The following is a 23,981-nucleotide window of genomic DNA, read 5'->3' as shown; positions in this document are numbered from 1 at the left end:
CTGTAAACTTAATAAGAAATTTAAGTACAAGGCAATGACTAAATTAGAAATACTATTTTTTGTAATATAATTTGATGAGTAAGATTGTCAATTTACATCTGAAACAGAATTTTTGTAAATATTTTAAAGAAAACTATTCCGGATTATCTGCCAAAGATTCTTTCAGCTTCAATAATTCTGCTTTTACAAACTCTAATCGATCAATAATTGTCACTGTTTCAGAGATTTTGGAGTTGGTTGTTAAGGCAATTCGGGCTCCGTCAAGTGTGTAGCCTTTTTCTTTTACCAAATGATAGATGATCTGTAGATTTTTGATGTCTTCAGGAGTGAAATATCGGTTTCCTTTTTTGTTTTTTTTAGGTTTAATGATAGGGAATTCCTGCTCCCAATAACGTATTAATGAAGTGTTTACATCAAAAGCTTTCGCTACTTCTCCTATAGAATAATACAGTTTATCTGATAAATTTATCTTCATTTTACAAATCCTAAAACTCAAAGATAAATATTTTTTAAACCTTGTTACAAATACGTAACACAAAATGTTCATTTTTATAGTATAAATCATGTATAAAGTCATTCCAGACCTTTGAATTTTTTCTTTATTTTTGATATCAAATAAAATTAAGATGAATTCTATCTCAGTCTTACATATCGATCTTTTTCAGTCTGGGAAGAATGCTTCAGATTTTTATTTTAATACAATGAAAGATCATTTGGTTTCCAGTCATAAACATATTGAGAAACCGCATCGTCACGATTTTTATGTCACCGTACTTTTTACGAAAGGAAAAGGAATCCACGAGATAGATTTCCAGAAGTATGAAGTTTCTGAGGGAAGTATTTTCTTTTTGTCACCGGGTCAGGTTCACAGTTGGGAACTTTCGGAGGATACAGATGGTTATATTTTCTTCTGCTCGCAGGAATATTATGACATGCATTATGTGAACAGGAAATTAAGGAGTTTTCCTTTTTTCAGTTCATCAACTTTTCCTAGAAAGTTTCAGTTTGAATCGAAAGATTTATTGAAAATAATTAATTTATTCAAAGAAATAGAAGAAGAATATTATGCTCAGAATATAATGAAAGAGGATTTGATTCTTTCTCTTATGTCTCAGATTTACATCCATACTACAAGGCAATTTTCTAAAAATTTTGATGAAATAAGTTCGCTGACAAGCGTTTCTTACTTTAAACATTATCAGGATTTTGAGAATTTGGTTGAACAATATTTTACGACTCAAAAATCAACCGCGTACTATGCATCTGTAATGGAAATTTCACCCAAACATTTAAACAGAATTACGCAAACCGTGGTTCAAAAAACAGCAACAGAAGTCATCACCGAAAGGGTAATTCTAGAAGCAAAAAGAATGCTGATGTACCTTGATGAGAGCTTGGTTGAAATAGCTTTTCGTCTTGGTTATGAAGAATATTCTTATTTTGTGAGAGTCTTCCGAAAAGGCTCCGGAATGACTCCCACGCAATTTATTAAGAAATATAAGGCTTAAGTTGGTTGTTAGTTTCTGGTTGAAGGTTGATTGTTTTTGGTTTAAAGTTTAAATAAATTATAAGATTACTTCAGCCAAAAAAATCCCAAGTTTTAACCCCCTAAAACTCTCAAACACTAAAACTCTCCAACTTATTTATAACAACAACTTAAACGGTCCTTCAAAATTAGTATCAAAAGAATCCAACATTTTTCCACTCTCGTCGAATACACCGATGGTCATGTTTTGTTTTGAAAATTTAATATCTTCTTCAGGAAAAGTGATGTTGATGTTTCCTTTTAAAATTTCATCACCTTTTAAGATGATTTTTTCATTGCCAAAGAATGTTATTTCAGCATTTTTAGGATTTATAACTTTTATGGTTAAAGTCTTTTTCTCGTTCGTTTTGTTGAGTAGAGTGTAAATAAAAGTATTCGTTATTTTTCCGTTTTTAATGAAAAAAGTTGATCCTGCAGGTTTAATGAACTTAGCTTCCATAGAACCTCGGTCGTACATCAAAAATCCAAGGAAGCCGATTAATATAACAAGAAATAAGGTGGTAACTTTCATTCTTGATGTGAATTTGAATTTCTCCTGATTTTCAATTTCAGCTTCGGTTGCATACCGCACCAATCCTTTTGGAAGTCCAACTTTCTCCATAACCTCATCGCAGGCATCGATACAAGCTGTACAGTTGATGCATTCTAATTGCTGTCCGTTTCTGATGTCGATTCCTGTTGGACAGACAACTACACATTGTTGGCAATCGATGCAGTCTCCTTTGCCTTCAGCTTTTCGATCTTCTCCGTTTCTCCATTTTGAGCGGTTTTCTCCTCTTTTAAAATCGTAATAAACGTTTACGGTTTGTTTGTCGATCAACACTCCCTGAAGCCTGCCGTACGGACAAACCAAAGTGCAAACCTGTTCCCGAAGCCAAGCAAAAACAAGATAAAAAGTCATTGCAAAGCCTATCATTCCTATAAAATTCAAAGAATGATCAATTGGACCTTCTGTCATAATTTTAAATACCTCTTCATAACCCACAATATACATGAACATGAAATGTGAAATAATTACTGAGATCAAAATGAAAATTGACCATTTTGTAACTCTTTTTCTAATCTTTTCAGCGTCCCATTCTTGTCTGTCGAGTTTCATTTGTTTATTTCTGTCGCCCTCGATCCAATAATCAATTTTTCTGAAGACACTTTCCATAAAAATGGTTTGCGGACAAAGCCAGCCACAAAATATTCTTCCGAAAACTACGGTGAAAAGCATCACGAAAATCACGGAAGTAACCGCCCCTAATGCCAGAATAAAGAAATCCTGAAGATAAAACGGTTGTCCAAAAATGAAAAATCTTCTGTCGATAACATTAATTAGTAAAAAAGGATTGTTATTGATCTTTACAAAAGGTAATCCAAAGAATAAAGCTAATAGGAAATAACTCACATAGTTTCTATAATTGGTGTATTTTCCTTTTGGTTTCCTTGGGAAAACCCATTTTCGGCTTCCGGTTTCATCCATCGTGCCTACCGAATTTCTAAAAGCTTCATTTTCAATATCTGAAGTTTTAATATCGCCGGATTGTATGCTCATCGCTTAGATTGTTTTAATTTTAAACGTCATATCAAACTTGATTTTTTTCTCATTTTATGTATCAAATAATGTTGAAAAAATCTTTTGATTAGATTACTGCAAAGCTCTGAATAAAGTCAATTAATAACTAATACCATCTACTTACAAAATAGGATTATTCGGACATTTTGATCTGGGCTATTTAAATAAAATTAACTGGTTCATGATAATCATTTCTCCAAAGGATAATTTTGTATCTGAAAATTTTAAATAATATATTTATGAAAAAAGTATTGGTGATTAATGCCAGTTCAAGAAAAGAAAGATCTTTGAGCCGTCATTTAACAGGATTGTTTGTTGACCTTTGGAAAGAGAAGAATATTGATGATGAGATCTGCCATCGGGAAATCGGTCAGGGAAATATTCCACATGTCTCTGAAACATGGATTTCGGCTGCTTTTAAACCAAAAGATCTTCGTTCTGAAGAAGAAATTCAGGAATTAAAGATCAGCGATGCGTTAGTTGATGAGCTGAAACAGTCGGATATTATTGTGTTGGGAACTCCGATGTACAATTGGTCTATTCCTAGCTCATTGAAAGCGTATATTGACCAGATTGTGAGAGTAAATGAAACAGTTACGGTGAATAAAGGAGATACAGAAAAACCTTACAATGGTCTGTTGAAAGGAAAAAAAGTATATCTATTATTGGTACGCGGAAATGAAGGATATGAAAAAGGTGAAAATTTTGCTTTTATGAATTTTCAGAGTGAATATCTTAAAACTGTTTTTAATATTTTGGGAATTGACGAGGTTGAAGAATTTGTTTTGAATGGTTCCTCTTATGGAAGTGAGGTTTTAAATAATGCTTTGCAGACTGCGACCGAAAAAATTAAGAATTCGATCAGTAAATTGTAACAAAAAAAGCCAATTTTCCTTTTTAACCTCTTCAAAAGCTCTCAAAGAAAATTGGCATTGCAATATATGAGTGAATGATATTTAAAGTTTACGAAATCAACTGCGCAAAATGATGGCAAGCCAATACATAACCACTATTCAGGTACAAACGATGAGCCGGATGGAGTGCAAAACCACTGTCTAAATGCACGGATTTCATTCCCGTTTCGATGGCTTCCTGTTTTACCTCACCAAGCAATGTTGCTCCACATCCCTGGCTTCTGTAATCGGGATCCGTGTAAAGATCATCAATGTAGATGGTTGGGCCTGTTCTTAGCATACGCATATTTCGATAACCAATAAAAGCTGCTGCTTTATGGTTTTTATCGTCATAAAGGTATTTTATCTTAAATGATTCATTTTTAATTAAATAAATAACTTCTTCTATGAGATTTTCCTCTTTTAAATTATTTCTGAATGCCAGAATGATATCTTTACAGATCATAATGTCTGCTTCTGTTGTGATGGTTCTTATTTCCATTGTGATAGATTTTGAATTATTTTGTTGGATGTAAATGCAAACCGACACCGACTCTGTTCCATGAATTAATGCTTATCGCAGCCATAATTAGATTAGAAAATTTTTCTTCTCCGAATAATTTTACTCCTTTTTCGAAAACCTCGTTGCTTATTCCGTTTTGAGTGATCAGTGTAACTTCTTCTGTTAATCGGATGACAATTGTTTCCTCTTCGGTGAACCAGTCTTTTGCCTCATGCCAAGCTCCCAAAACATTGATTTTTCGCTGATCTTCACCCATTTTCAGGGCATCTACAATGTGTTTGTCGATACAGTAGGCGCAACCATTGATTTGCGAAGCACGGATTTTTATTAATTCAATATACAAAGGCGGAATTCCTGATTTTAGGATGTTTTTATCCATCTCGATCATCAGTTTAGAATTTTCTGCGAAATTTTGGAAGAGATTAATTCTTTTGTTCATGTTTTCAATTTTATTGTTAAAAAAATATCTTTTTGTTCCATTCTTCATTAAGAACAGTGCAAAATTAGATATCACAAAAACTTGAACTGAGGACCAGTTGATTTTATTTAAATAGTCCAGATTTAAGCTTGATTTTAAAACAAAAATTAAAAATTTAATACATCTTTTTCACAGAATTTTTAAGGATATGAACAGCATCCCTAATTTTCTTTTCCTCCATAGAAGCAAACCCGAAACGGAAAGAATTATAATGAGCATTTTTTCCGGTACAATAGAAATTACTTTTAACGCTTAAACCGTTTTCATGTGTATGCTTGATTATTTTTGACAATTCATATTTAGGTTTGAAAGTAAGCCATAAAGCCAAGCCTCCCGAGGGTTTAGAATAATTGATATAATCGTTAAGCTCTTCATTTAACAAGTTGCATAAAAGATCGCATCTTTGAGAATAAATTTTGTTGGTTTTCTGGATGTGTCTGGCCAGATCTCCGCTATTGATCATCGCTGCAACGGTTTGTTCGATGATTAAATCTCCTTTCAGATCGATCAGAATTCTCAATTTTGATACGGCGGCTAAAAATTCTTCTGTGGCGATCATATAGCCGAGTCGAAAAGGAGTTCCCAAAACTTTTGTAAGAGAACCGATGTAGATGATATTTCCGTTGTGATCTCCGCTGGCTAAAGGTAGATAAGGATCATATTTAAATTGAAAATCATAATCGTAATCATCTTCTATTACCGCAGGATTGTAAATATTGATAAGCTCCAAAAGATGATTTCTCCTTTCAACACTCATCGTAACCGTAGTTGGATGATGGTGGTGCGGAATTACGTAGATTAATTTTATATTCTGTTTTTTTAGAATATCCTCCAAAATATCAGTACGCATTCCCTGATCATCGACAGGAACGCGAATAATATCTGCCCCTAGTTTTTCAAAAAGTGCATCGGCGATAAAATAACTTGGGTCCGTTACCACAACTTTATCTCCGGGTTTTATGATAAGTGAAGCTGCGAGATAAATGGCCATTTGACCGCCTCTTGTAATGAAAAGATTTTCAAAGCTAAAGTCTATTCCACGCGTTTGATTCAGGAAAGTTTGTAGAGAATTTTTAAAACCAGCAGAATCTAAAACATATTTTGAATTATCTTTTGTGATCACCTTATCTAATGACTTTCTGAATTCTTTATTGATTGTAGTGAAAGGCAGTAGGGAAGTGTCAGGAAAACCGTCATCAATGATGATATTATTTTTAGAATCAGTATTAAATGTGAAGTGAATAATTTCCCGTCGGTCAAAATCAAATTTCCCTTTTGTGGAAAATGGACTTATTTTTTTATGATATGATCTAGGTCTTACAACGGGTAAATTTGGTGAGACGATATATCCCTTGCGCGGTTGGCTGTCGATCCAATCTTCCGAAACCAGTGTTTCATAAACAGCCATAATTGTTTTTCTGTGAAGATGCAAGTCTAGCGCGAGCGAACGTGTACTTGGAAGTTTGCTTCCGGGCAATAATTTTCCTTCCTGAATCAAATCAATAAACTGTAGTGAGATTTGTTTGTAAATCGGAACTTCACTGTTTTTGTCAATAATGATAAGATTTTTGTATGGAAGCATAATTAATCTTTTAATTAAATGGATCAACACAAAATTAATATAAACTGGTCTATTTGAAGTTAAAAATCTGGTTCTGATTTATTTTAAATATCAGAATTTTTAATTTATCAAAATGAGAAAATAAACTTTGAATCTAATCGTTGATATCGTAAATTGTAAGCGTTAAAAAATGGAGAATGAAAAATATCTTTAGAATCAGCTTGATTGGTTTGGTTTTCGCATTAGTAAATTGTAAATCAGTAAATTATAGTAACATGTTTTATGATGGTGTAAAGCCGGAAAGGGTTTCCGATAAATTCAGTTTTACGGAAGGCCCATCTTCGGATAAAGAGGGGAATGTATATTTTACAGACCAACCCAATGATAAGATCTATTATTGGGACTGGAAGACCAACCAGGTAATTGTTTTCTTAGATAAATCGGGGAGAGCCAACGGAACACATTTCGATAAGGATGATAATTTGATCACTTGTTCGGATGACAACGGTGAAATCTGGAAGATATCAAAAGATAAAAAAGTACAAATTTTATCAAAAGGTTTTGAAGGAAAAAGACTGAATGGACCAAACGATGTGTGGAACGACGAATTTGGCGGAATGTACTTCACCGATCCTTTATATAAAAGAGATTATTGGGTAAATTTCAAACAGGAAATTCCACATAAAAGTTTGTATTACAGAAATAAAGATGGAAAAATAACGAAACTTGAAACATTCACACAACCCAACGGAATTGTAGGAAGTGAGAAATATAAAAAACTTTACGTTTCGGATATTGACGCTGGAAAAACTTACGTTTATGACATTTTAGGTGAAGGAAAATTATCTGAAAAAAGATTATTCTGTGAAATGGGTTCAGACGGAATGACGCTTGACAAGCACGGAAATCTTTATTTAACAGGTAAAGGAGTAACTATTTTCAATCGCGACGGAAGAAAAATCTATCAAATCCCGATTGATGAAGAATGGACTTCCAACGTTACTTTCGGAGGAAAGAATAACGAGATTTTATTCATCACAGCTTCAAAATCGGTGTATACTTTACCGACAAAGGTGAAGGGTGTTAGATAATTTTAAAATTTATTGAAACACGAATTACACAAATATTTTTTCACAAATAACACAAAACATTATTATTTAAGTTTTGGCTAAAGCCAGATTTGAATATCATTCATAAAAAAACGGGCTAAAGCCCGTTCCTATTGATATAATTATGGTGTTATTTGTGAAAAAATATTTGTGTAATTCGTGTTTAATAAGCAACCTCAATCTTCACCTTCTTACCTTTCAGTTTTTCAGCAATCAATGTATCCAACAATGTTTTAACCTTATTTCTAGAAACGGCAACATAAGAAGTCGTATCTTTTACTTCAATCAAGCCAATATCTTCTTTTCTAAGTTGTCCTTTTTTGATCAGGTATCCAACGATATCCACTTTATTCACTTTATCTTTTTTTCCGGCGCTTATGTAAATCGTTTGGAAAGGCGTTTTTTCAGGAAACGTATTAAATCCTGCGACACTTTCTTTAGGCGTATCATTTTTAATGAATGGAAAATTTTCTTCCGCAGTCATGATCAAATAAGCAAAACCTTTAGCATTCATTCTTGCGGTACGACCGTTTCTGTGAATGAAAGCATCTTCTTTATAAGGCAATTGATAATGAACAATCGATTCAACTTCCGGAACGTCTAAACCTCTCGAAGCCAAGTCGGTTGTAATTAAAATCCTCGCAGAATCGTTTCTGAATTTCAGTAAAGCACGTTCTCTTTCGTCCTGTTCCATTCCGCCGTGGAAGGTTTCTCTGTCGATTCCTTTATCAGCTAAAAGGTCAGAAATACGGTCAACAGCTTCACGGTGATTACAGAAAATCAAGGTTCTTTTATTCCCGATTTTACAGATCAAATTAAACAAAGTATCTAATTTTTCCTCAGAAATAGTCATTACTTTTCGCAACTGAATATCCGGTTTTGCATCACCTAATTTCAAGAAATCAACGAGTTTTTCATTCTTCAATCCTGTAAACTCCGGAATTTCATCCATCGCTGTTGCAGAAGTTAAAATTCTTTGTGAAAGACCTCTCAGAGAATTAGAAATGAATTCCATATCTTCATGAAAACCTAATTCCAACGCTTTATCAAACTCATCCAACACTAAAGTCTTAATCGTTTTCGGATCAAAATTGTTATTTCTTAAATGATACGTAACTCTTCCCGGAGTTCCGATCAAAACAGCCGGAGCTTCAATTAAATTATTGACCTCAATTTTTTTATCATGACCTCCATAACATACAGAAACTTTAAAATCCGTTCCCATAGATTTGAAAACCTGCTCAATTTGCAACGCCAATTCTCTAGCCGGAACCAAAATTAAAGCCTGAATTCCGGAAACATCTTTTTTCAGATTTCGAAGAACGGGAAATAAAAAGGCAAGTGTTTTTCCTGAACCCGTTGGGGAAAGCAAAACAACATCAGTATTGTTTTCAGTGGTCTTGTATGTAGATTTCTGCATCTGATTCATATCCTGAATCTGCAGTTTTTGATATATTGATTCTAATTCCATTTTGCAAAGGTAGACCATTTTGTTTTTTATGGAAAATCCATTTACTATTTATTTGAATTATGGATTCCCGTAATGAGAATCTTCAGTTTGCGAATAAATTTGGCTATTAAATTTTATTAAACTTTAATACCATGAAATTATATCAAACACTTGAAAATCAAATTAAAAAAGAGCCTAATTACGTTTCCGATAATGGAGAAGTGAAAAAATGGGTAGTACTCAACAAAGCACAAAATCTTGATGAAGAACTAATCGAATTATTATTAGATGATTCCGATTTGAAAGAAAAATTTTTCATCAAGGTAAAAGATGTTTTGGTATTTAAACAAAATCTTTTCATTCAATTTCTTGAACAGAAAAACTATCTCAATGACAGTTATACTCAATTTAAGAATAAAGTTGGTTTGTCTATTGATGACAAATATCTGAAACAACGCAACGAGGTAGCTTTGGTCTGGCCATTTAAAGACTGTATTTTGGAAGGCGGACAAAGCCGTGAAGAAGATAAAAGAGAAGAGATTTTCTTTAATGAAACTTTAGCGCAGGACGAAATTACCGAATTACTCGATCCAAAAGTTCTTACCAATGCTAAAAAGTTTGATAAAGATGGGGAAAAGAATTTTGATCAATTTAATCGAAATGAAAAAGGTACTATTACTGATAATCTGATTATTAAAGGAAATAACCTTCTCGCATTACATTCTCTAAAGAAAGAATTCGCAGGAAAAGTGAAGCTGATTTATATTGATCCGCCTTATAATACTGGTAACGATGGTTTTAAATATAATGACAGCTTTAATCATTCTACTTGGTTGACTTTTATGAGGAATAGACTAGAAATAGCTAAACATTTGTTAACTGATGATGGTTTTATGATTGTTCAATGTGATGATTATGAACAAGGATATCTAAAAGTCTTAATGGACGAAGTTTTTGGAAATGAAAATTTTAGAAATTCAATTTATTGGCATAGAACCTATGCAGGGAAAACCGTTTCAAAAAATCTGCCTTGGAATACAGACATAATCCATTTATATTCTAAGAAAAATCTATATAATATAAATAATGTAACTTCTGAATTATCACACAAAGATATTGATTCATATAAGAAAGACGATAATGATGGCAGAGGGAAATATACAACTGTCAGTCTACAAAAAACGGGTGGTCCTGGTCCTCAAACAACTTACGATTATATTGATAATAATGGTAAATTATGGGTTTGTCCTAAAAAGGGTTGGAGAATGAAACAAAGCAAATTGAAAGATTTGGAAAATGATAATAGACTTTATATTACAGATGTTACAATCCGCGAAAAATATTATTTAAAAGAAAGATTAGAAATTGGTAAGCAAATAGATAATTTTTGGAATGATTTAGGAAATTTAAATAGATCAAGTGATTTAAATTTTAATTTAATAGGTCAAAAAACGGAAAGTCTTCTAGAAAGATTAATAAATTTAACAACATCGACAAACGATATAATATTAGATTATCATTTAGGAAGCGGGACAACTGCAACAGTAGCACATAAAATGAACCGTCAATATATAGGTATTGAACAAATGGACTATATAGAAGAGTTTGCTGTTGAACGTTTAAAAAAAGTGATCGATGGCGAGCAAGGCGGCATTTCCAAATCCATCAACTGGCAAGGCGGCGGTTCCTTCATTTACCTCGAACTCAAAAAATACAATCAAACCTTTATTGAGCAAATTGAAGAAGCTCAAAACTCTGAAAATCTTCTAACGATTTGGGAAGAAATGAAAAACAAGTCTTTCCTGAATTACAATGTTGATATTAAAAAACAAGAACAACATCTCGAAGATTTTAAAAAATTAAGTCTGAAAGAACAAAAACAACATCTTTTTGACCTGCTCAACAAAAATCAGTTGTATGTAAATCTTTCTTCACTCAATGACGAAAACTTTGAGTGTACACAGGAAGACAAGAAAATAACAAAAGATTTTTATCAAATTAAATAGTAGCAAATGGCATTTTTACACGAAATATTCAACAATACGTTTGCACGCAAGGCTTTAGCGCAGGTTATATTGCCAAACGGAATGATCGATAATTTAAAATTCGGCATTCGTCCTTATCAGGAAGAGGCTTTCAAACGATATTTATATACAGAACAGGAAAATTTTGACGAAAAACCTAACAAACCACTTCATTTACTGTACAATATGGCTACAGGAAGCGGAAAAACTTTGGTAATGGCAGGTTTGATGCTTCATTTATATGAGAAAGGATACAGAAATTTTCTGTTTTTTGTGAACAGCAATAATATCATCCAAAAAACCAAAGACAATTTTCTCAATCCGCAAACGTCTAAGTATCTGTTCAATAATAAAATTGTCATCAACGGAAAAGAAGTTTTGCTGAAACAGATTGATAACTTTGATGAAGCTGATAATGAAAATATCAATATCAAATTTACAACTATCCAACAGTTGCATATTGATTTGAATAATACCAAAGAAAACAGTGTTACTTACGAAGATTTTACAGATAAAAAAATAGTAATGATTGCGGATGAAGCGCATCATTTGAGCGGTGGTACAAAAAGCGGAAATCTTTTTGGAAGCTGGGAAGAAACAGTTCTGAAAATCCTTCATCAGAATTTTGATAATATTCTATTGGAATTTACCGCAACTCTTGATTATGAAAGCTTGGAAATTATCAATAAGTATAAAGATAAAGTCATTTATAAATATGATCTTTCGCAGTTCCGGGCAGATAAATTTTCTAAAGAAATTAATCTTGTCCGTTCCTTGTACGATGAGAAAGAGCGTGTAATTCAGGCATTAATTCTTAATTTGTACCGTCAGGAATTGGCAACGATTAACAATATTAATTTAAAACCTGTAATTCTTTTTAAAGCAAAGAAAACCATCAAAGAATCGGAGCAAAATAAAGAGAATTTTCATAAACTTATTGAAGAATTTTCGGACATAATGGTAGAAAGAATTAAAAAAACGTCTACTGTTTCTGTTGTTCAAAAGGCTTTTCAATTTTTTGAAGGTAAAAATATTTCGTTTAATGAGATGGCGAAACGCATTCAAACCAATTTCAGGGAAGAAAATTGCCTGAGTGCAAATAATGATACCGAGGCAGAGAAAAATCAGATTTTGCTTAATACTCTGGAAGATGAAAATAACCCGATTCGAGCTGTATTTGCTGTTCAAAAACTGAATGAAGGCTGGGATGTTCTTAATTTGTTTGATATTGTAAGATTATACGAAGACCGCGACGGAAAAGACGGGAAACCAGGGAAAACAACACTTTCAGAAGCGCAATTAATCGGTCGTGGAGCGAGATATTATCCTTTTGCATTGGAAGAAGGGGAAGATAAATTTGTTCGAAAATATGATGACGATATTTCAAATGACCTCAAAATTCTGGAAGAATTGTATTATCATACGAAAGAAGACAGCAGGTATGTTTCAGAGCTAAAAAAAGCATTGATAGAAACCGGAATTTATGAAGATGAAGCTAATCTTGAAACCAAACAGTTAAAATTAAAGCCCATATTTAAAGATTCTGAATTATATAAAAAAGGCTATGTTTTTTCTAATAAAAAGTTGCCCAAAAACTTTGATAAAGTAAAATCATTTGTCGATTTGGGAGTTACGAAAACCAACTACAGACATCAGCTTTCTTCAGGCGGCGGAAGAGTTTCTAATGTGTTTTTTGAATTAGAAAGTCCTGTCACTTCTGATGAGGTTATGAAATCTAAAGATGTGAAGCTTGTGAATATTCAAAAACACGTTATCAAATGCGCATTGAGCCAGAATCCGTTTTATTATTTCGATTATCTTTCGCGTTACTTTCCGAATATCAAATCACTTTCAGATTTTATTGAAGATGAAAACTATTTGGGGAATTTAGAAATCACGTTCACAGGAAGTTATAATCGTCTTCAGGAAATTTCACATTTTGATTACCTTCAGGCACTGAACGGGCTTTTGCAAACTATAGAAGTTGAAATTAAAAATAATTCTACAGATTATGAAGGTTCGGGATATTATCCACAGCCTATTCATGAGGTTTTCAGGGATAAAGAAATCAGAGTCAATAAGCACAGTGAAAGAGCAAAAGGACAGGAAGATTTGGTTTCAAATGGATCTTGGTATGCTTATAATGCTAATTACGGAACAATGGAAGAGAAGAAATTTGTAGAACTGTTTTCCAGACGGTTTGAAGGTTTCAGTCATAAGTTTGAAAATATTCATCTCATTCGGAATGAAAGAGAAATTAAAATTTTTGATAAATACGGCCGTGCATTTGAACCTGACTTTTTACTTTTCTGCAGTGAGCGTGCCAATGAAAAACTAACCTTTCAAGTTTTTATAGAGCCTAAAGGAGCTCATTTAATAGGATATGACAAGTGGAAAGAAGATTTTTTGAAAGTAATAGGAAATGAGAAAAAATCCATAAAAATTTACACAGATACATACAAAATTACGGCAGTTCCTTTTTATAATTATGGAAATGAAAACGAGTTTAGGAAGGTTTTAGAAAGTACATTTGAAAAGTAAAATTATTGTATTTAGTTAAAATAAATTCCGTATCTTTGCACCACTTTTTGTGGGTAAGGTTTGAAAAGGTAAATTATTATAAATTAATTACTTCCGTATTTTTTAAATCCACATTTATTCAAACCGGTAAAAAAGAAGGAATACAAATTTTATTAGAAAATGTCAAAAGAGACAAATTCAGCAGAGGTTATTTTAAACCAAAACGTAGCACCAGAACAATTTGATTGGGATTCTTTCGAATCAGGTCTTGATGCAGACGCAAGAAAAGAAAAAAGCGATTTAGAGGAAATCTACAACGGATCTCTTAGCAGTTTAAATGATAACGACGTTATCACTGGTAAAGTTGTAAGATTAACTGATAAAGAAGCTATCGTTGACATCGACTTCAAATCAGAAGGTGTTATTTCTCTTAACGAATTCCGTTACAACCCAGGCCTAAAAGTAGGTGATGATGTTGAAGTAATGGTAGACAGAAGAGAAGACAAAACAGGACAGTTACAGTTATCTCACAGAAAAGCTAGAACGCTTAAAGCTTGGGATAGAGTAAACGAACTTCACGAAACTGGAGAAATCGTTAACGGTTTTGTTAAGTCTAGAACTAAAGGAGGTATGATCGTTGACGTTCACGGAATCGAAGCATTCTTACCAGGTTCTCAAATTGATGTTAAGCCAATTAAAGATTACGATCAGTTCGTAGGTAAAACTATGGAGTTCAAAGTTGTGAAAATCAACCCTGAGTTCAAAAATGTAGTTGTATCTCACAAAGCATTGATCGAAGCAGATATCGAAGGTCAGAAAAAAGAAATCATCGCTCAACTTGAAAAAGGTCAGGTTCTTGAAGGTACTGTTAAGAATATTACTTCTTACGGTGTATTCATTGACTTAGGAGGTGTTGATGGATTGATCCACATTACAGACCTTTCTTGGTCTAGAGTGAACCACCCATCTGAAATCCTTGAGGACGGACAGACTGTAAAAGTTGTTATCCTTGATTTTGATGACGAGAAAACAAGAATCCAATTAGGTATGAAGCAATTAGAAGCTCATCCTTGGGATGCTCTTTCTGCTGACATGAAAGTTGGAGATAAAGTAAAAGGAAAAGTAGTAGTTCTTGCTGACTATGGTGCATTCGTAGAAATTGCTCCAGGTGTAGAAGGATTAATCCACGTTTCTGAAATGTCTTGGTCTACTCACTTAAGATCTGCAGGTGATTTCGTGAAAGTAGGTGATGAAGTTGAAGCTGAAGTATTAACTTTAGATAGAGAAGACAGAAAAATCTCTCTTGGTATCAAGCAATTATCTAAAGATCCATGGGAAAATATTGAAGCTAAGTACCCAGTTGCATCTAAGCATGTAGGAACTGTAAGAAACTTCACTAACTTCGGAGTATTCGTTGAGTTAGAAGAAGGTATCGACGGTTTAATCTACATCTCTGATCTTTCTTGGACTAAGAAAATCAAGCACCCGTCTGAGTTCTGTGCAGTTGGTGATAAATTAGATGTTGTAGTTCTTGAACTAGACATCCAAGCTAGAAGATTATCTCTAGGTCACAAGCAATTGACTGAGAACCCATGGGATAAATTCGAAACGAAGTATGCTGAGGGAACTATCCACGCTGGTAAAGCGGTAGACGTTCACGATAAAGGAGCTTCTGTACAATTCGAAGATGCTGAGGTTGAAGCATTCTGTCCTTCAAGATTATTAGAGAAAGAAGATGGATCTAAAATCAAAAAAGGTGAAGATGCTCAATTCAAAGTAATTGAATTCAACAAAGAATTCAAGAGAGTAGTAGTTTCTCACACAGGTATCTTCAGAGACGAAGAGAAGAAAAATGTAAGAGATAATTCTAACAACAACAGATCTAACAATACATCGTCTTCTTCAAACAACGAAGAAAGATCAACTCTTGGTGATATCGATGCATTAGCAGAATTGAAAAGAAAAATGGAAGAAGGTAAATAATCCTTAATTCATTTTATAATATTAAGCCACTCGTTTGAGTGGCTTTTTTTGTTCGTTATTTTGAAATTTTACATTAATAATAAATTATTTTTACAATATTTCACTATATGTAGAAAAAATTATTATTTTTAAACAAAATTAAATAACAAACTTTTAACTATGAAAAAAACATTTTTATTATTCCTTCTTACATTGATGATGTCCGTGGGAACGCTACGTGCTCAGACTGAGGGTGGAGATTACGTTATTATGCTTGATAACGGTTTTTCCATTAATGATCAAACTTTTACTGACATGAAACTGGGAGCCAGCAAATTGGCTGAACAGCTATTATCGTGTAATCCCAAAAACAGAGTTGCAGTAGTTCATTACGGAGCCGGAAAATATAATGCTCCAAATACGAGTTTTGCTCCAAGAATTTACATCGAAAATGATTTTACCAGCGATCATTCTGTAGCCCAGAATATCACAAGAAGACTTTATTACGGAGATCACTTTCATGAAGCATTGGGATTGGTCGGTAACGCGCTGGATGGTGCTTTCAATGCAAATATTATAAGTCCACAGACAGTCTTAACAAGAAATACTAATCCTTTATCTCCCCTTTACATCATTACTTTAACTGATGCAAGTAGAAATACAGGAGCTATAATTAACGGGTCATATTTAGTAAATTATGCTAATCCAACTTTGAATACTGATGATGCATTTAAAAATGTCATAGATTTTAAATTAAACAGAGACGCAAAATTTGCATTTGTGCATTTAACTACAGTTTCCAATGCGGCAACTCAGGCTGCGCAACGAGCTGCTGCGGCTATTGCGAGCCAGGGTGGTGCATATTCAGGATTGATTGAAAACTATCCTTCAGATCCTGATGCGGGTATATTGCCAAGATTATATTATAACAGAACCAATGGATTTGGATTGTATAGTTATGAGTCTGGTTATTGGGCTAATCTTGCCAGCGATATCTGTAACTCTTCAGGCTGGGGAACTTTTAAATTTGAATATGAGCCAGGTATGTGCCCAGCCATTGCACAAACTATTAATGGTACTATTAATCTACCGGCTGGTGCTGTATTCAATACTTTTAAATTATTTTTAAGTGATAATGTAACAGGGGCAACTTATCCAGTGAACTTTTCCCCGACATGGACCTCTGCAACACAGTTTCACTATACCTTTCAGCTTTCTGATTTTAATAGTCTTCCAGGTGGTATATCAAATTATAAATTTATGTTAGTGATGATTTATACATATAATGGAAGTGTATACGAAACGTATAGCTGGAATAATTATCCATGGTTTGATACAGATATTACTACCGATTGCCCTCTAAGAATGGTTCCACAGTCTTCTCTTGAGAAAAAAGCAGGATTTAAGCTTACTCCAAACCCGACAAATGGTGCATTTAAGGTAATTTTAGATAAAGATATTACAGCAGGATCATTAATGGTTACAGATGTTAGCGGAAATACGGTTTACAAAAAATCATTTAAAGATCAAAAAGAAATTGAAGTTGATATACATTCTCAAAATCAGGGAATTTATATTGTAAGAGTAACTTCAGATAAAAATGAAGCATATTCTGAAAAATTGATCAAAAAATAATTATAGTTAATAAATTGAAAAAAGACTGCCTTTTGGCGGTCTTTTTTTGTTCAATGAGGCTGTTGAAAGGTTGTTAATGATGTTTTGGTTTAAAATAATTAATCATTTTATAATTATTTTGTAAAAAATATAAAAAATTTATTTTCTGATTATTAATTATTTGTAAATTAGCGCCTTTATTAGTGTATATGAAAAAGATAACTCTACCTCTTTTATTTGCTGCATTCGCAGTACTTCCTTCTACTTTATTCGGACAAGATAACGAGAAGTTGATTAAAGATTATATTTCTCAAAATAAAATTAGAGATTATAAAAAATCAGATCTTACGAATTTCATTATTGATAATGTTGATAATTCGAAGTCTCTAAATGGGAATATTGTAAAATTTCAACAGACTTATAACGGATTACCGGTATATAGTTCTGTAGGAACAGTACTTATTAAGGATAATAAAGTTGTTTATTACTTAGATAATTTTGTTAAAGATTATACTGCATCTACACCAAGTAATGCAATAATAAATAAAAGTACGGCTCTTCAAAAAATTGCTGACGAGCTTGGAAATACAGATGTTTCTGCTTTTCCTATTCTTGGTTTCTTCGAAAAAGCAGGGAAGGCTAAAAATACAGCAAAACAAAGACTTGTATATGCTAACGATAGCAATGGAAATCTTCGTTTAGCTTATGAATATATTTTAGAGGAACCAAAATCTGCAAACTACTGGAATATCTTAGTTGATGCAAATGATGGTAAAATTATTGAAAAAAATAATTTAACATTATCGTGTAATTTTACACATGATGCTTACTCTTCTGATCTTTCTCATGAGCATTTTGCGGGTAATTCAGATCAATTAATTGGCGCAGAAAATAAAGCGCAACAGAATTTTATGTTTTTCGCTCCCGATAATGCTTCATATAATGTATTTCCATTACCTATAGAGTCGCCTACATTTGGTTCAAGATCTACAATTACAAATCCTTGGATACTTGCAGCTTCACCAGAGGGTTGGCATTCTGATGGGACAACTCATTATAGTATTACGAGAGGGAATAATGTACACGCATATGAAGATACTGCTGGAACAAATGCAGTAGGACTTTCTCCGGATGGAGGAACTTCAAGAAATTTTAACTTTCCTTTTAGTATAAATGGAACTGCTGCGGCTAATCAAAGTGCGGCAATTACCAATTTATTTTATTTAAATAATAGAATTCACGATGTATTTTATACATTCGGGTTTACGGAATCTGCCAGAAACTTCCAATGGAATAACTTTGGAAAAGGAGGTTTAGATGACGATGGAGTTTTTGCTGAAGCTCAAGATGGAGGAGGTTTGAATAATGCTAATTTCAACTCACCACCAGATTACTACAATCCAAAGATGCAAATGTATTTGTGGTCTACGGTTAACAGATTATTCTTTTATAATGCTCCTAGTGCTGCAATTTCGCGTACACCTGGTACTGGAACAGCTCAATTTGGGCAAGCTTTAACAGCTACGGGTGTTACAGGAAATGTACAATTATCTTCAGTACTGGACGGATGTACGCCATTACCTGCCAATTCACTTGTTGAGAAAATTGGCCTGGTAGAAAGAGGAACATGTTCTTTTGTTGTTAAAACAAAGAATTTACAAGATGCCGGAGCATTGGCAGCTATTATTTATAACAATACAGCTAATGGTTCTACTATCGGAAATATGTCCGGAGTTGATGCTACGGTTACTATCCCTTCAGTATTAATTACAAATGCAGAAGGTGAATATATTAAAACTCAATTGGCTTCAGGAGTAGTGAATGTAACACTGAAAAACGATCCTGCTACAAGTGTAACTCCTGATGGAGATTTTGATAACGGCATTGTTACTCACGAGTACGGACACGGAATTTCAAACAGATTAACAGGCTCAGGTTATGGATGTTTAAGCTCAGCTGCTGATAAAGAGCAAATGGGTGAAGGCTGGTCAGATTTCTTTGCTTTAATGTTAACAAACAAAGCAGGCGATAACGCGACAGTAGCAAGAGGAATGGGTACTTACGTACAAGGACAGGATATTACCGGAGGTGGTATCAGACCTGCGAAATATTCTCCTAATTTTGCTATCAATGATTTCACTTATACTGATACAAACGGAATGGAATACAATAATGGAACTGCTATCGTTCCGGATGTACACTCAATTGGTTTTGTTTGGGCAACTATGTTATGGGATCTACACTGGAAGTATGTTGAGAAATACGGCTATTCTTCTGATGTAACTGCAAACACGACTAACGGTAGTTCAAGAGTTCTACAATTAGTTACTGATGCATTGAAACTTCAGGCTTGTAATCCAACATTTATTGATGGTAGAAATGCAATATTAGCTGCTGAATTAGCAACAACAGGAGGTGCAGACAAGTGTATGATCTGGAATGTTTTTGCAAGAAGAGGCTTAGGAGTAAATGCAAGTGCGGGATCTAAAACCAATATCAACGATCAGGTACAAGACCTTACAGTCCCTGCTGAATGTAACGTATTGGCAACGAACGAAGTGAAAGCAGTTAAGAATACGATTTCAATCTATCCAAACCCTGCTAAAAATGAGTTCTTCATTAATTTCCCAAGCAATACGATCGGTAAAGTAAGCGTTGAAATTTATGATATGTCAGGAAAATTAGTTTCTTCAGAAGATAAGATCTCTCCTGATGCTAAAAAAGCAATTTCTACAGATAATTTAGTAAACGGAGTGTATATGGTGAAGATAAAAGGTCTTGGTTTTGATGCTTCGTCTAAAGTTATCGTTAAAAAATAATCGTTAAAAACTATATATTTAGAAATAAATAAAATTTTTAAATAATAATAAAAGAATCGTTTCATATGAAGCGATTCTTTTGTTTAATGTTTGTCGTATTTTGCTTTTTATTGAACTGGAATTGTAAATTGGTGGTAATAATTAAGCAAATATGAAAAAGATAAAACTACCTCTTATGATTACTGCATTTGCAGTTTTCCCATGTCTAAATTTATTTTCCCAGGAAAGTGAGATGCTGATTAAAAATTATATTTCTCAAAATAAAATCAGAGAATATAAAAAATCAGATCTTACAAATTTTATCGTGGATAATGTAGATCCTTCAACATCATTAAATGGAGATGTGGTGAAGTTTCAGCAAACATACAATGGGCTGCCTGTTTATAATTCTATGGGTTCTGCCCTTATTAAAAATAAAAAGGTTATTTATTATACCGATAATTTTGTGAAGGACTACAATCAGTCTATTTCAAATTCAGCTGGCATTAATAAAGCAGTAGCTCTTCAAAAAATTGCAAGTGCACTGGGTAATGTAGATATTTCTAATCTTTCTATTCTGGATTTTTCAGATAAAACTTCAAACTCACAAGAAGCACCCAAACAGAGACTCGTATATGTTAAAGATGTCAATAACAACTTACGTTTAGCTTACGAATTTATTTTAAAAGAACCCAAATCATCAAATTATTGGGATATTCTGGTAGATGCAAATAATGGCAAAATTATAGAGAAAAATAACTTAACATTATCGTGTAACTTCCACCCTGATGCTTATTCTTCTGATGTCTCAGAACCTCATATACATAGTAATAATTCAGTGTCAGTTGCTTCTGAAAAGACATCTCAGCTGACAAATTCACTTTTAGTTCCGGACAATGCTTCTTATAATATATTTCCTCTGCCAATAGAAGCTCCAACGTTTGGGGCAAGATCAATCGTATCTAATCCATGGGTTTTAGCGTCCTCTCCGGATGGATGGCATTACGACGGAACAACGCATTACACGATTACCAGAGGAAATAATGTTTATGCATATGAAGATACTGCAAATCTCAATCAGCCCGGATTCTCTCCTGATGGCGGAGCTTCAAGAAATTTTAATTTCCCATATAGTACAAATGGTACACCTGCGGCTAATCAAAGTGCTGCTATTACCAATTTATTTTATATGAATAATAAGATTCATGATGTATTTTATAAGTTCGGTTTTACAGAATCTGCAAGGAATTTTCAGAACAATAATTTTACAAATGGTGGAGTAGGTAATGATTATGTAAAAGCAGAGGCACAAGATGGTGAAGGAACAAATAATGCAAATTTTGGAACTCCGCCAGATGGTAACAAACCTGTTATGCAAATGTTTTTATGGTCAACAAAGAATAGATTCTTTTTTTATAATGCTCCTAATTCAGCTATTACACGTCAGCCGGATGTTGGAATTGCTCAATTTGGGCCTGCTCTAACTGCTATGGGAGTTATCGGTAATGTACAGTTGTCTTCGGTATTAGACGGATGTAGTGCTTTACCGGCAGGATCTCTTACCGGGAAGATCGGTTTAATAGAAAGAGGTAACTGTGACTTTACTGCTAAGGTAAAAAATGCACAGAATGCTGGAGCTAAAGCAGCAATAATATATAGTTTACCTACGTCAGCACCAACTTTAGTAATGGCAGGATTTGATCCTACAATTACAATTCCGTCTGTGATAATTTCAAATTCCGAAGGAGAATATATTAAAGGTAAACTTTCCGCAAATGAAATGGTGATTGTTACTTTAAAAAATGATCCGGCTACTGCTGTAATTCCTGATGGAGATTTTGATAATGGAATCATTACTCACGAATACGGGCATGGAATTTCAACTAGACTAACAGGTAACGGTTTTTCTTGCTTAAATTCATCAGTTGATAATGAGCAGATGGGTGAGGGTTGGTCAGATTTTTTTGCATTAATGTTAACGAATCAACCGGGAGATAATGCTTCTGTTGCAAGAGGCATGGGTACCTATGCACAAGGTCAACCTACAACTGGCTTAGGTATACGTCCTGCAAAATATTCTCCGGATTTTAGCGTAAATGATTTTACATATACAAGAACTAATGGGCTTATCACAGTCAATCAATTTGGAGAAACAGTTCCTCATTCACATTCTATCGGGTTTATTTGGGCTACAATGCTTTGGGATCTTCACTGGAAATATGTTGAAAAGTATGGATATTCTTCAGATGTAATGGCGAATCCAAATAGTGGAAGCGCAAGAGTACTTCAAATGATTGTTAACGGATTGAAGTTACAAGGTTGTAATCCTTCTTTTATTGCAGGAAGAGATGCTATTATAGCTGCAGATCAGGCTGCTACAGGAGGGGAAGACAAATGCATGATCTGGAAAACCTTTGCAAAAAGAGGTTTAGGAGTAAACGCTTCACCGGGAGCTTTAACTCCTACAAATTCTTCAACAGCTGCTGTAACAGCAGCTATTAGTGATCAGGTAGAAGATTTTTCAATTCCAGCTGATTGTAATACATTAGCAACAGATGAAGTGAAAAATATTAAAAATACAATTTCAATCTATCCAAACCCTGCTAAAAATGAATTTTTCATCAACTTCCCAAGCAATACTCTTGGAAAAGTAAGTGTTGAAATTTACGAAATGTCCGGAAAATTAGTTTCCTCGGAAGATAAAATTTCTCCTGATGCTAAAAAGGCAATTTCTACAGATAAATTGGTAAACGGAGTATACATGGTAAAGGTAAAAGGTCTTGGCTTTAATGCTTCTTCTAAAGTTATTGTTAAAAAATAATTTTTAATATAGTGATGTTACGAATCGCCGCAAGCAAAGCTTGCGGCGATTCTATTTATCTATGATACTAATCACCTTCCGACAAATTTGATTATTATGTCGTAACTTTGCCGGCTGTTTAAAAAATTATGAAGAAGAAAAATATACTAAAAGGAGTTTTATTTGTCGGGATCGGAGCCAGTATTTATGGTATGTTGGCAACATTTGTTAAAATGGCTTATCATGACGGATATACGACTTCAGAAGTTACAACGTCGCAGTTCGTGTTGGGATTGGTAGGTTTGTTAATTTTAAATTTTATTCAAACAATAACATCAAAGCAAAAATTATCTTCACCAAGCGGTAAGGAAATCAAAATGCTGATGTTAGCTGGTACTTCCTTGGGTTGTACAAGTTTGTTTTATTATATCGCAGTTCAGTATATCGCAGTTTCTATTGCGATTGTATTGTTGATGCAGTCCGTTTGGTTCAGTGTTGTGGTTGAAAGTTTTTTAACTAAAAAATTACCGAACGCCAGAAAAATAGTATCTGTTGTTATTGTTTTATTAGGAACAGTATTGGCGACAAATCTTATCAATATGGATATCGAGCTAGACTGGCACGGAATCTTCTGGGGATTATTGGCTGCAGCATCTTATACACTAACAATGTTTACATCCAATACTTTAGCTACCCATTTACCGGTTTTGAGAAAAAGTATTGTCATGCTTTCAGGAGGATCAATTGTGATATTTGCATTTTTGTTTTTTGCTCAGATTGGCCCGATGTATTCTGATGGTTTAAGATCATTTTATTTAAATTTTACAGAAAATACGGAGCATATCCATTCTTTTAATTACTCTATTTTATGGACGTATGGTTTTGCGCTGGCTCTGTTTGGGACAATTATTCCTCCTATTTTATTTAATATTGGTTTTCCGAATGCAGGATTAGGCTTAGGAAGTATTGTTTCGTCATTAGAACTTCCGGTTTCTGTAACAATGGCTTATGTTCTGTTGGGCGAAAAAGTAGAATTGATTCAGTGGATGGGAATTATATTAATTCTTTTCGCAATTGTTTTAATGAATCTACCTTCCAAAAAAGAACTTGTCGTTGTGGAAGTATCATAAATAATCTTAATT

Annotated in this window: 16 protein-coding genes; 10 read left to right on the top strand and 6 right to left on the bottom strand. The window is 33.6% G+C overall.

Annotated elements, in window-relative coordinates; all coding sequences use genetic code 11:
• Positions 1 to 133: 133 nt before the first annotated feature.
• A complete protein-coding gene (locus SB689_RS18490) occupies positions 134 to 475 on the bottom strand; it encodes a MerR family transcriptional regulator (protein ID WP_066750800.1) in 342 nt (113 codons plus the stop codon).
• Between the two features lie 151 nt (positions 476 to 626).
• Between SB689_RS18490 and SB689_RS18485 the strand changes: the two genes are divergently transcribed.
• The gene (locus SB689_RS18485) at positions 627 to 1,508 is read left to right on the top strand and encodes an AraC family transcriptional regulator (protein ID WP_410693570.1); all 882 of its coding nucleotides are present in this window, start codon (positions 627 to 629) and stop codon (positions 1,506 to 1,508) included.
• A 135-nt stretch (positions 1,509 to 1,643) separates the two neighbouring features.
• Here the strand turns inward: SB689_RS18485 and ccoG are convergent, their stop codons facing one another.
• Positions 1,644 to 3,086, bottom strand: a complete 1,443-nt coding sequence (ccoG, locus tag SB689_RS18480) for a cytochrome c oxidase accessory protein CcoG (RefSeq protein ID WP_410693569.1) — start codon at positions 3,084 to 3,086, stop codon at positions 1,644 to 1,646.
• A gap of 260 nt (positions 3,087 to 3,346) precedes the next feature.
• Here ccoG and SB689_RS18475 point away from each other — a divergent pair, with 260 nt between their 5' ends.
• On the top strand, positions 3,347 to 3,982 hold the full coding sequence (locus SB689_RS18475) for an FMN-dependent NADH-azoreductase (RefSeq protein ID WP_410693568.1): 636 nt from the start codon (positions 3,347 to 3,349) through the stop codon (positions 3,980 to 3,982).
• Between the two features lie 88 nt (positions 3,983 to 4,070).
• Here SB689_RS18475 and SB689_RS18470 read toward each other — a convergent pair whose 3' ends face one another.
• The 3 genes from SB689_RS18470 to SB689_RS18460 all read right to left on the bottom strand — a co-directional run bounded on the left by SB689_RS18470 (position 4,071) and on the right by SB689_RS18460 (position 6,583).
• Positions 4,071 to 4,502, bottom strand: coding sequence for a GNAT family N-acetyltransferase (locus SB689_RS18470; RefSeq protein ID WP_410693567.1), 432 nt, complete (start codon positions 4,500 to 4,502; stop codon positions 4,071 to 4,073).
• A gap of 16 nt (positions 4,503 to 4,518) precedes the next feature.
• On the bottom strand, positions 4,519 to 4,962 hold the full coding sequence (locus SB689_RS18465) for a carboxymuconolactone decarboxylase family protein (RefSeq protein ID WP_410693566.1): 444 nt from the start codon (positions 4,960 to 4,962) through the stop codon (positions 4,519 to 4,521).
• A gap of 154 nt (positions 4,963 to 5,116) precedes the next feature.
• Complete coding sequence (locus SB689_RS18460; protein ID WP_410693565.1) at positions 5,117 to 6,583, bottom strand: PLP-dependent aminotransferase family protein; 1,467 nt, start codon at positions 6,581 to 6,583, stop codon at positions 5,117 to 5,119.
• Positions 6,584 to 6,759: 176 nt separating this feature from the next.
• Here SB689_RS18460 and SB689_RS18455 point away from each other — a divergent pair, with 176 nt between their 5' ends.
• The gene (locus tag SB689_RS18455) at positions 6,760 to 7,653 is read left to right on the top strand and encodes an SMP-30/gluconolactonase/LRE family protein (protein ID WP_410693564.1); all 894 of its coding nucleotides are present in this window, start codon (positions 6,760 to 6,762) and stop codon (positions 7,651 to 7,653) included.
• 181 nt (positions 7,654 to 7,834) lie between these two features.
• Here the strand turns inward: SB689_RS18455 and SB689_RS18450 are convergent, their stop codons facing one another.
• Positions 7,835 to 9,142: a DEAD/DEAH box helicase gene (locus SB689_RS18450; protein WP_410693563.1), complete on the bottom strand. Its 1,308-nt coding sequence runs from the start codon at positions 9,140 to 9,142 to the stop codon at positions 7,835 to 7,837.
• 131 nt (positions 9,143 to 9,273) lie between these two features.
• On the opposite strand from SB689_RS18450, the gene SB689_RS18445 reads away from it, so the two are divergent.
• The 7 genes from SB689_RS18445 (at position 9,274) to SB689_RS18415 (ending at position 23,969) form a co-directional block, all read left to right on the top strand.
• Positions 9,274 to 11,127, top strand: coding sequence for a DNA methyltransferase (locus tag SB689_RS18445; RefSeq protein ID WP_410693562.1), 1,854 nt, complete (start codon positions 9,274 to 9,276; stop codon positions 11,125 to 11,127).
• Positions 11,128 to 11,133: 6 nt separating this feature from the next.
• Entirely contained in the window at positions 11,134 to 13,686 is a 2,553-nt protein-coding gene (locus SB689_RS18440; protein WP_410693561.1) for a DEAD/DEAH box helicase family protein, read from the top strand.
• Positions 13,687 to 13,845: 159 nt separating this feature from the next.
• Positions 13,846 to 15,648 (top strand): 30S ribosomal protein S1, encoded by a 1,803-nt coding sequence (rpsA, locus tag SB689_RS18435; RefSeq protein ID WP_410693560.1) that lies wholly within the window; start codon positions 13,846 to 13,848, stop codon positions 15,646 to 15,648.
• Positions 15,649 to 15,807: 159 nt separating this feature from the next.
• Complete coding sequence (locus SB689_RS18430) at positions 15,808 to 17,262, top strand: T9SS type A sorting domain-containing protein (RefSeq protein ID WP_410693559.1); 1,455 nt, start codon at positions 15,808 to 15,810, stop codon at positions 17,260 to 17,262.
• 188 nt (positions 17,263 to 17,450) lie between these two features.
• On the top strand, positions 17,451 to 20,060 hold the full coding sequence (locus SB689_RS18425; RefSeq protein ID WP_410693558.1) for a T9SS-dependent M36 family metallopeptidase: 2,610 nt from the start codon (positions 17,451 to 17,453) through the stop codon (positions 20,058 to 20,060).
• Between the two features lie 151 nt (positions 20,061 to 20,211).
• Positions 20,212 to 22,860, top strand: a complete 2,649-nt coding sequence (locus tag SB689_RS18420; protein WP_410693557.1) for a T9SS-dependent M36 family metallopeptidase — start codon at positions 20,212 to 20,214, stop codon at positions 22,858 to 22,860.
• 128 nt (positions 22,861 to 22,988) lie between these two features.
• The gene (locus SB689_RS18415) at positions 22,989 to 23,969 is read left to right on the top strand and encodes an EamA family transporter (RefSeq protein ID WP_410693556.1); all 981 of its coding nucleotides are present in this window, start codon (positions 22,989 to 22,991) and stop codon (positions 23,967 to 23,969) included.
• Positions 23,970 to 23,981 lie beyond the last annotated feature (12 nt).

Origin of the sequence: Chryseobacterium sp. SIMBA_038, assembly GCF_046535115.1 — a bacterium.
Classification (GTDB): Bacteria; Bacteroidota; Bacteroidia; order Flavobacteriales; family Weeksellaceae; genus Chryseobacterium.
Note: the sequence above shows the minus strand (reverse complement) of the source record. Positions and strands in the feature narration are given on the sequence as shown.

Bases quoted from the DNA above. Each gene is read 5' to 3' on its own strand.
- SB689_RS18460 (WP_410693565.1), bottom strand. From the start codon at position 6,583: ATGCTTCCATACAAAAATCTTATCATTATTGACAAAAACAGTGAAGTT.
- SB689_RS18470 (WP_410693567.1), bottom strand. From the start codon at position 4,502: ATGGAAATAAGAACCATCACAACAGAAGCAGACATTATGATCTGTAAA.
- SB689_RS18420 (WP_410693557.1), top strand. From the start codon at position 20,212: ATGAAAAAGATAAAACTACCTCTTATGATTACTGCATTTGCAGTTTTC.
- SB689_RS18450 (WP_410693563.1), bottom strand. From the start codon at position 9,142: ATGGAATTAGAATCAATATATCAAAAACTGCAGATTCAGGATATGAAT.
- SB689_RS18430 (WP_410693559.1), top strand. From the start codon at position 15,808: ATGAAAAAAACATTTTTATTATTCCTTCTTACATTGATGATGTCCGTG.
- SB689_RS18475 (WP_410693568.1), top strand. From the start codon at position 3,347: ATGAAAAAAGTATTGGTGATTAATGCCAGTTCAAGAAAAGAAAGATCT.
- SB689_RS18415 (WP_410693556.1), top strand. From the start codon at position 22,989: ATGAAGAAGAAAAATATACTAAAAGGAGTTTTATTTGTCGGGATCGGA.
- SB689_RS18490 (WP_066750800.1), bottom strand. From the start codon at position 475: ATGAAGATAAATTTATCAGATAAACTGTATTATTCTATAGGAGAAGTA.
- rpsA (WP_410693560.1), top strand. From the start codon at position 13,846: ATGTCAAAAGAGACAAATTCAGCAGAGGTTATTTTAAACCAAAACGTA.
- SB689_RS18440 (WP_410693561.1), top strand. From the start codon at position 11,134: ATGGCATTTTTACACGAAATATTCAACAATACGTTTGCACGCAAGGCT.
- ccoG (WP_410693569.1), bottom strand. From the start codon at position 3,086: ATGAGCATACAATCCGGCGATATTAAAACTTCAGATATTGAAAATGAA.
- SB689_RS18445 (WP_410693562.1), top strand. From the start codon at position 9,274: ATGAAATTATATCAAACACTTGAAAATCAAATTAAAAAAGAGCCTAAT.
- SB689_RS18455 (WP_410693564.1), top strand. From the start codon at position 6,760: ATGAAAAATATCTTTAGAATCAGCTTGATTGGTTTGGTTTTCGCATTA.
- SB689_RS18465 (WP_410693566.1), bottom strand. From the start codon at position 4,962: ATGAACAAAAGAATTAATCTCTTCCAAAATTTCGCAGAAAATTCTAAA.
- SB689_RS18485 (WP_410693570.1), top strand. From the start codon at position 627: ATGAATTCTATCTCAGTCTTACATATCGATCTTTTTCAGTCTGGGAAG.
- SB689_RS18425 (WP_410693558.1), top strand. From the start codon at position 17,451: ATGAAAAAGATAACTCTACCTCTTTTATTTGCTGCATTCGCAGTACTT.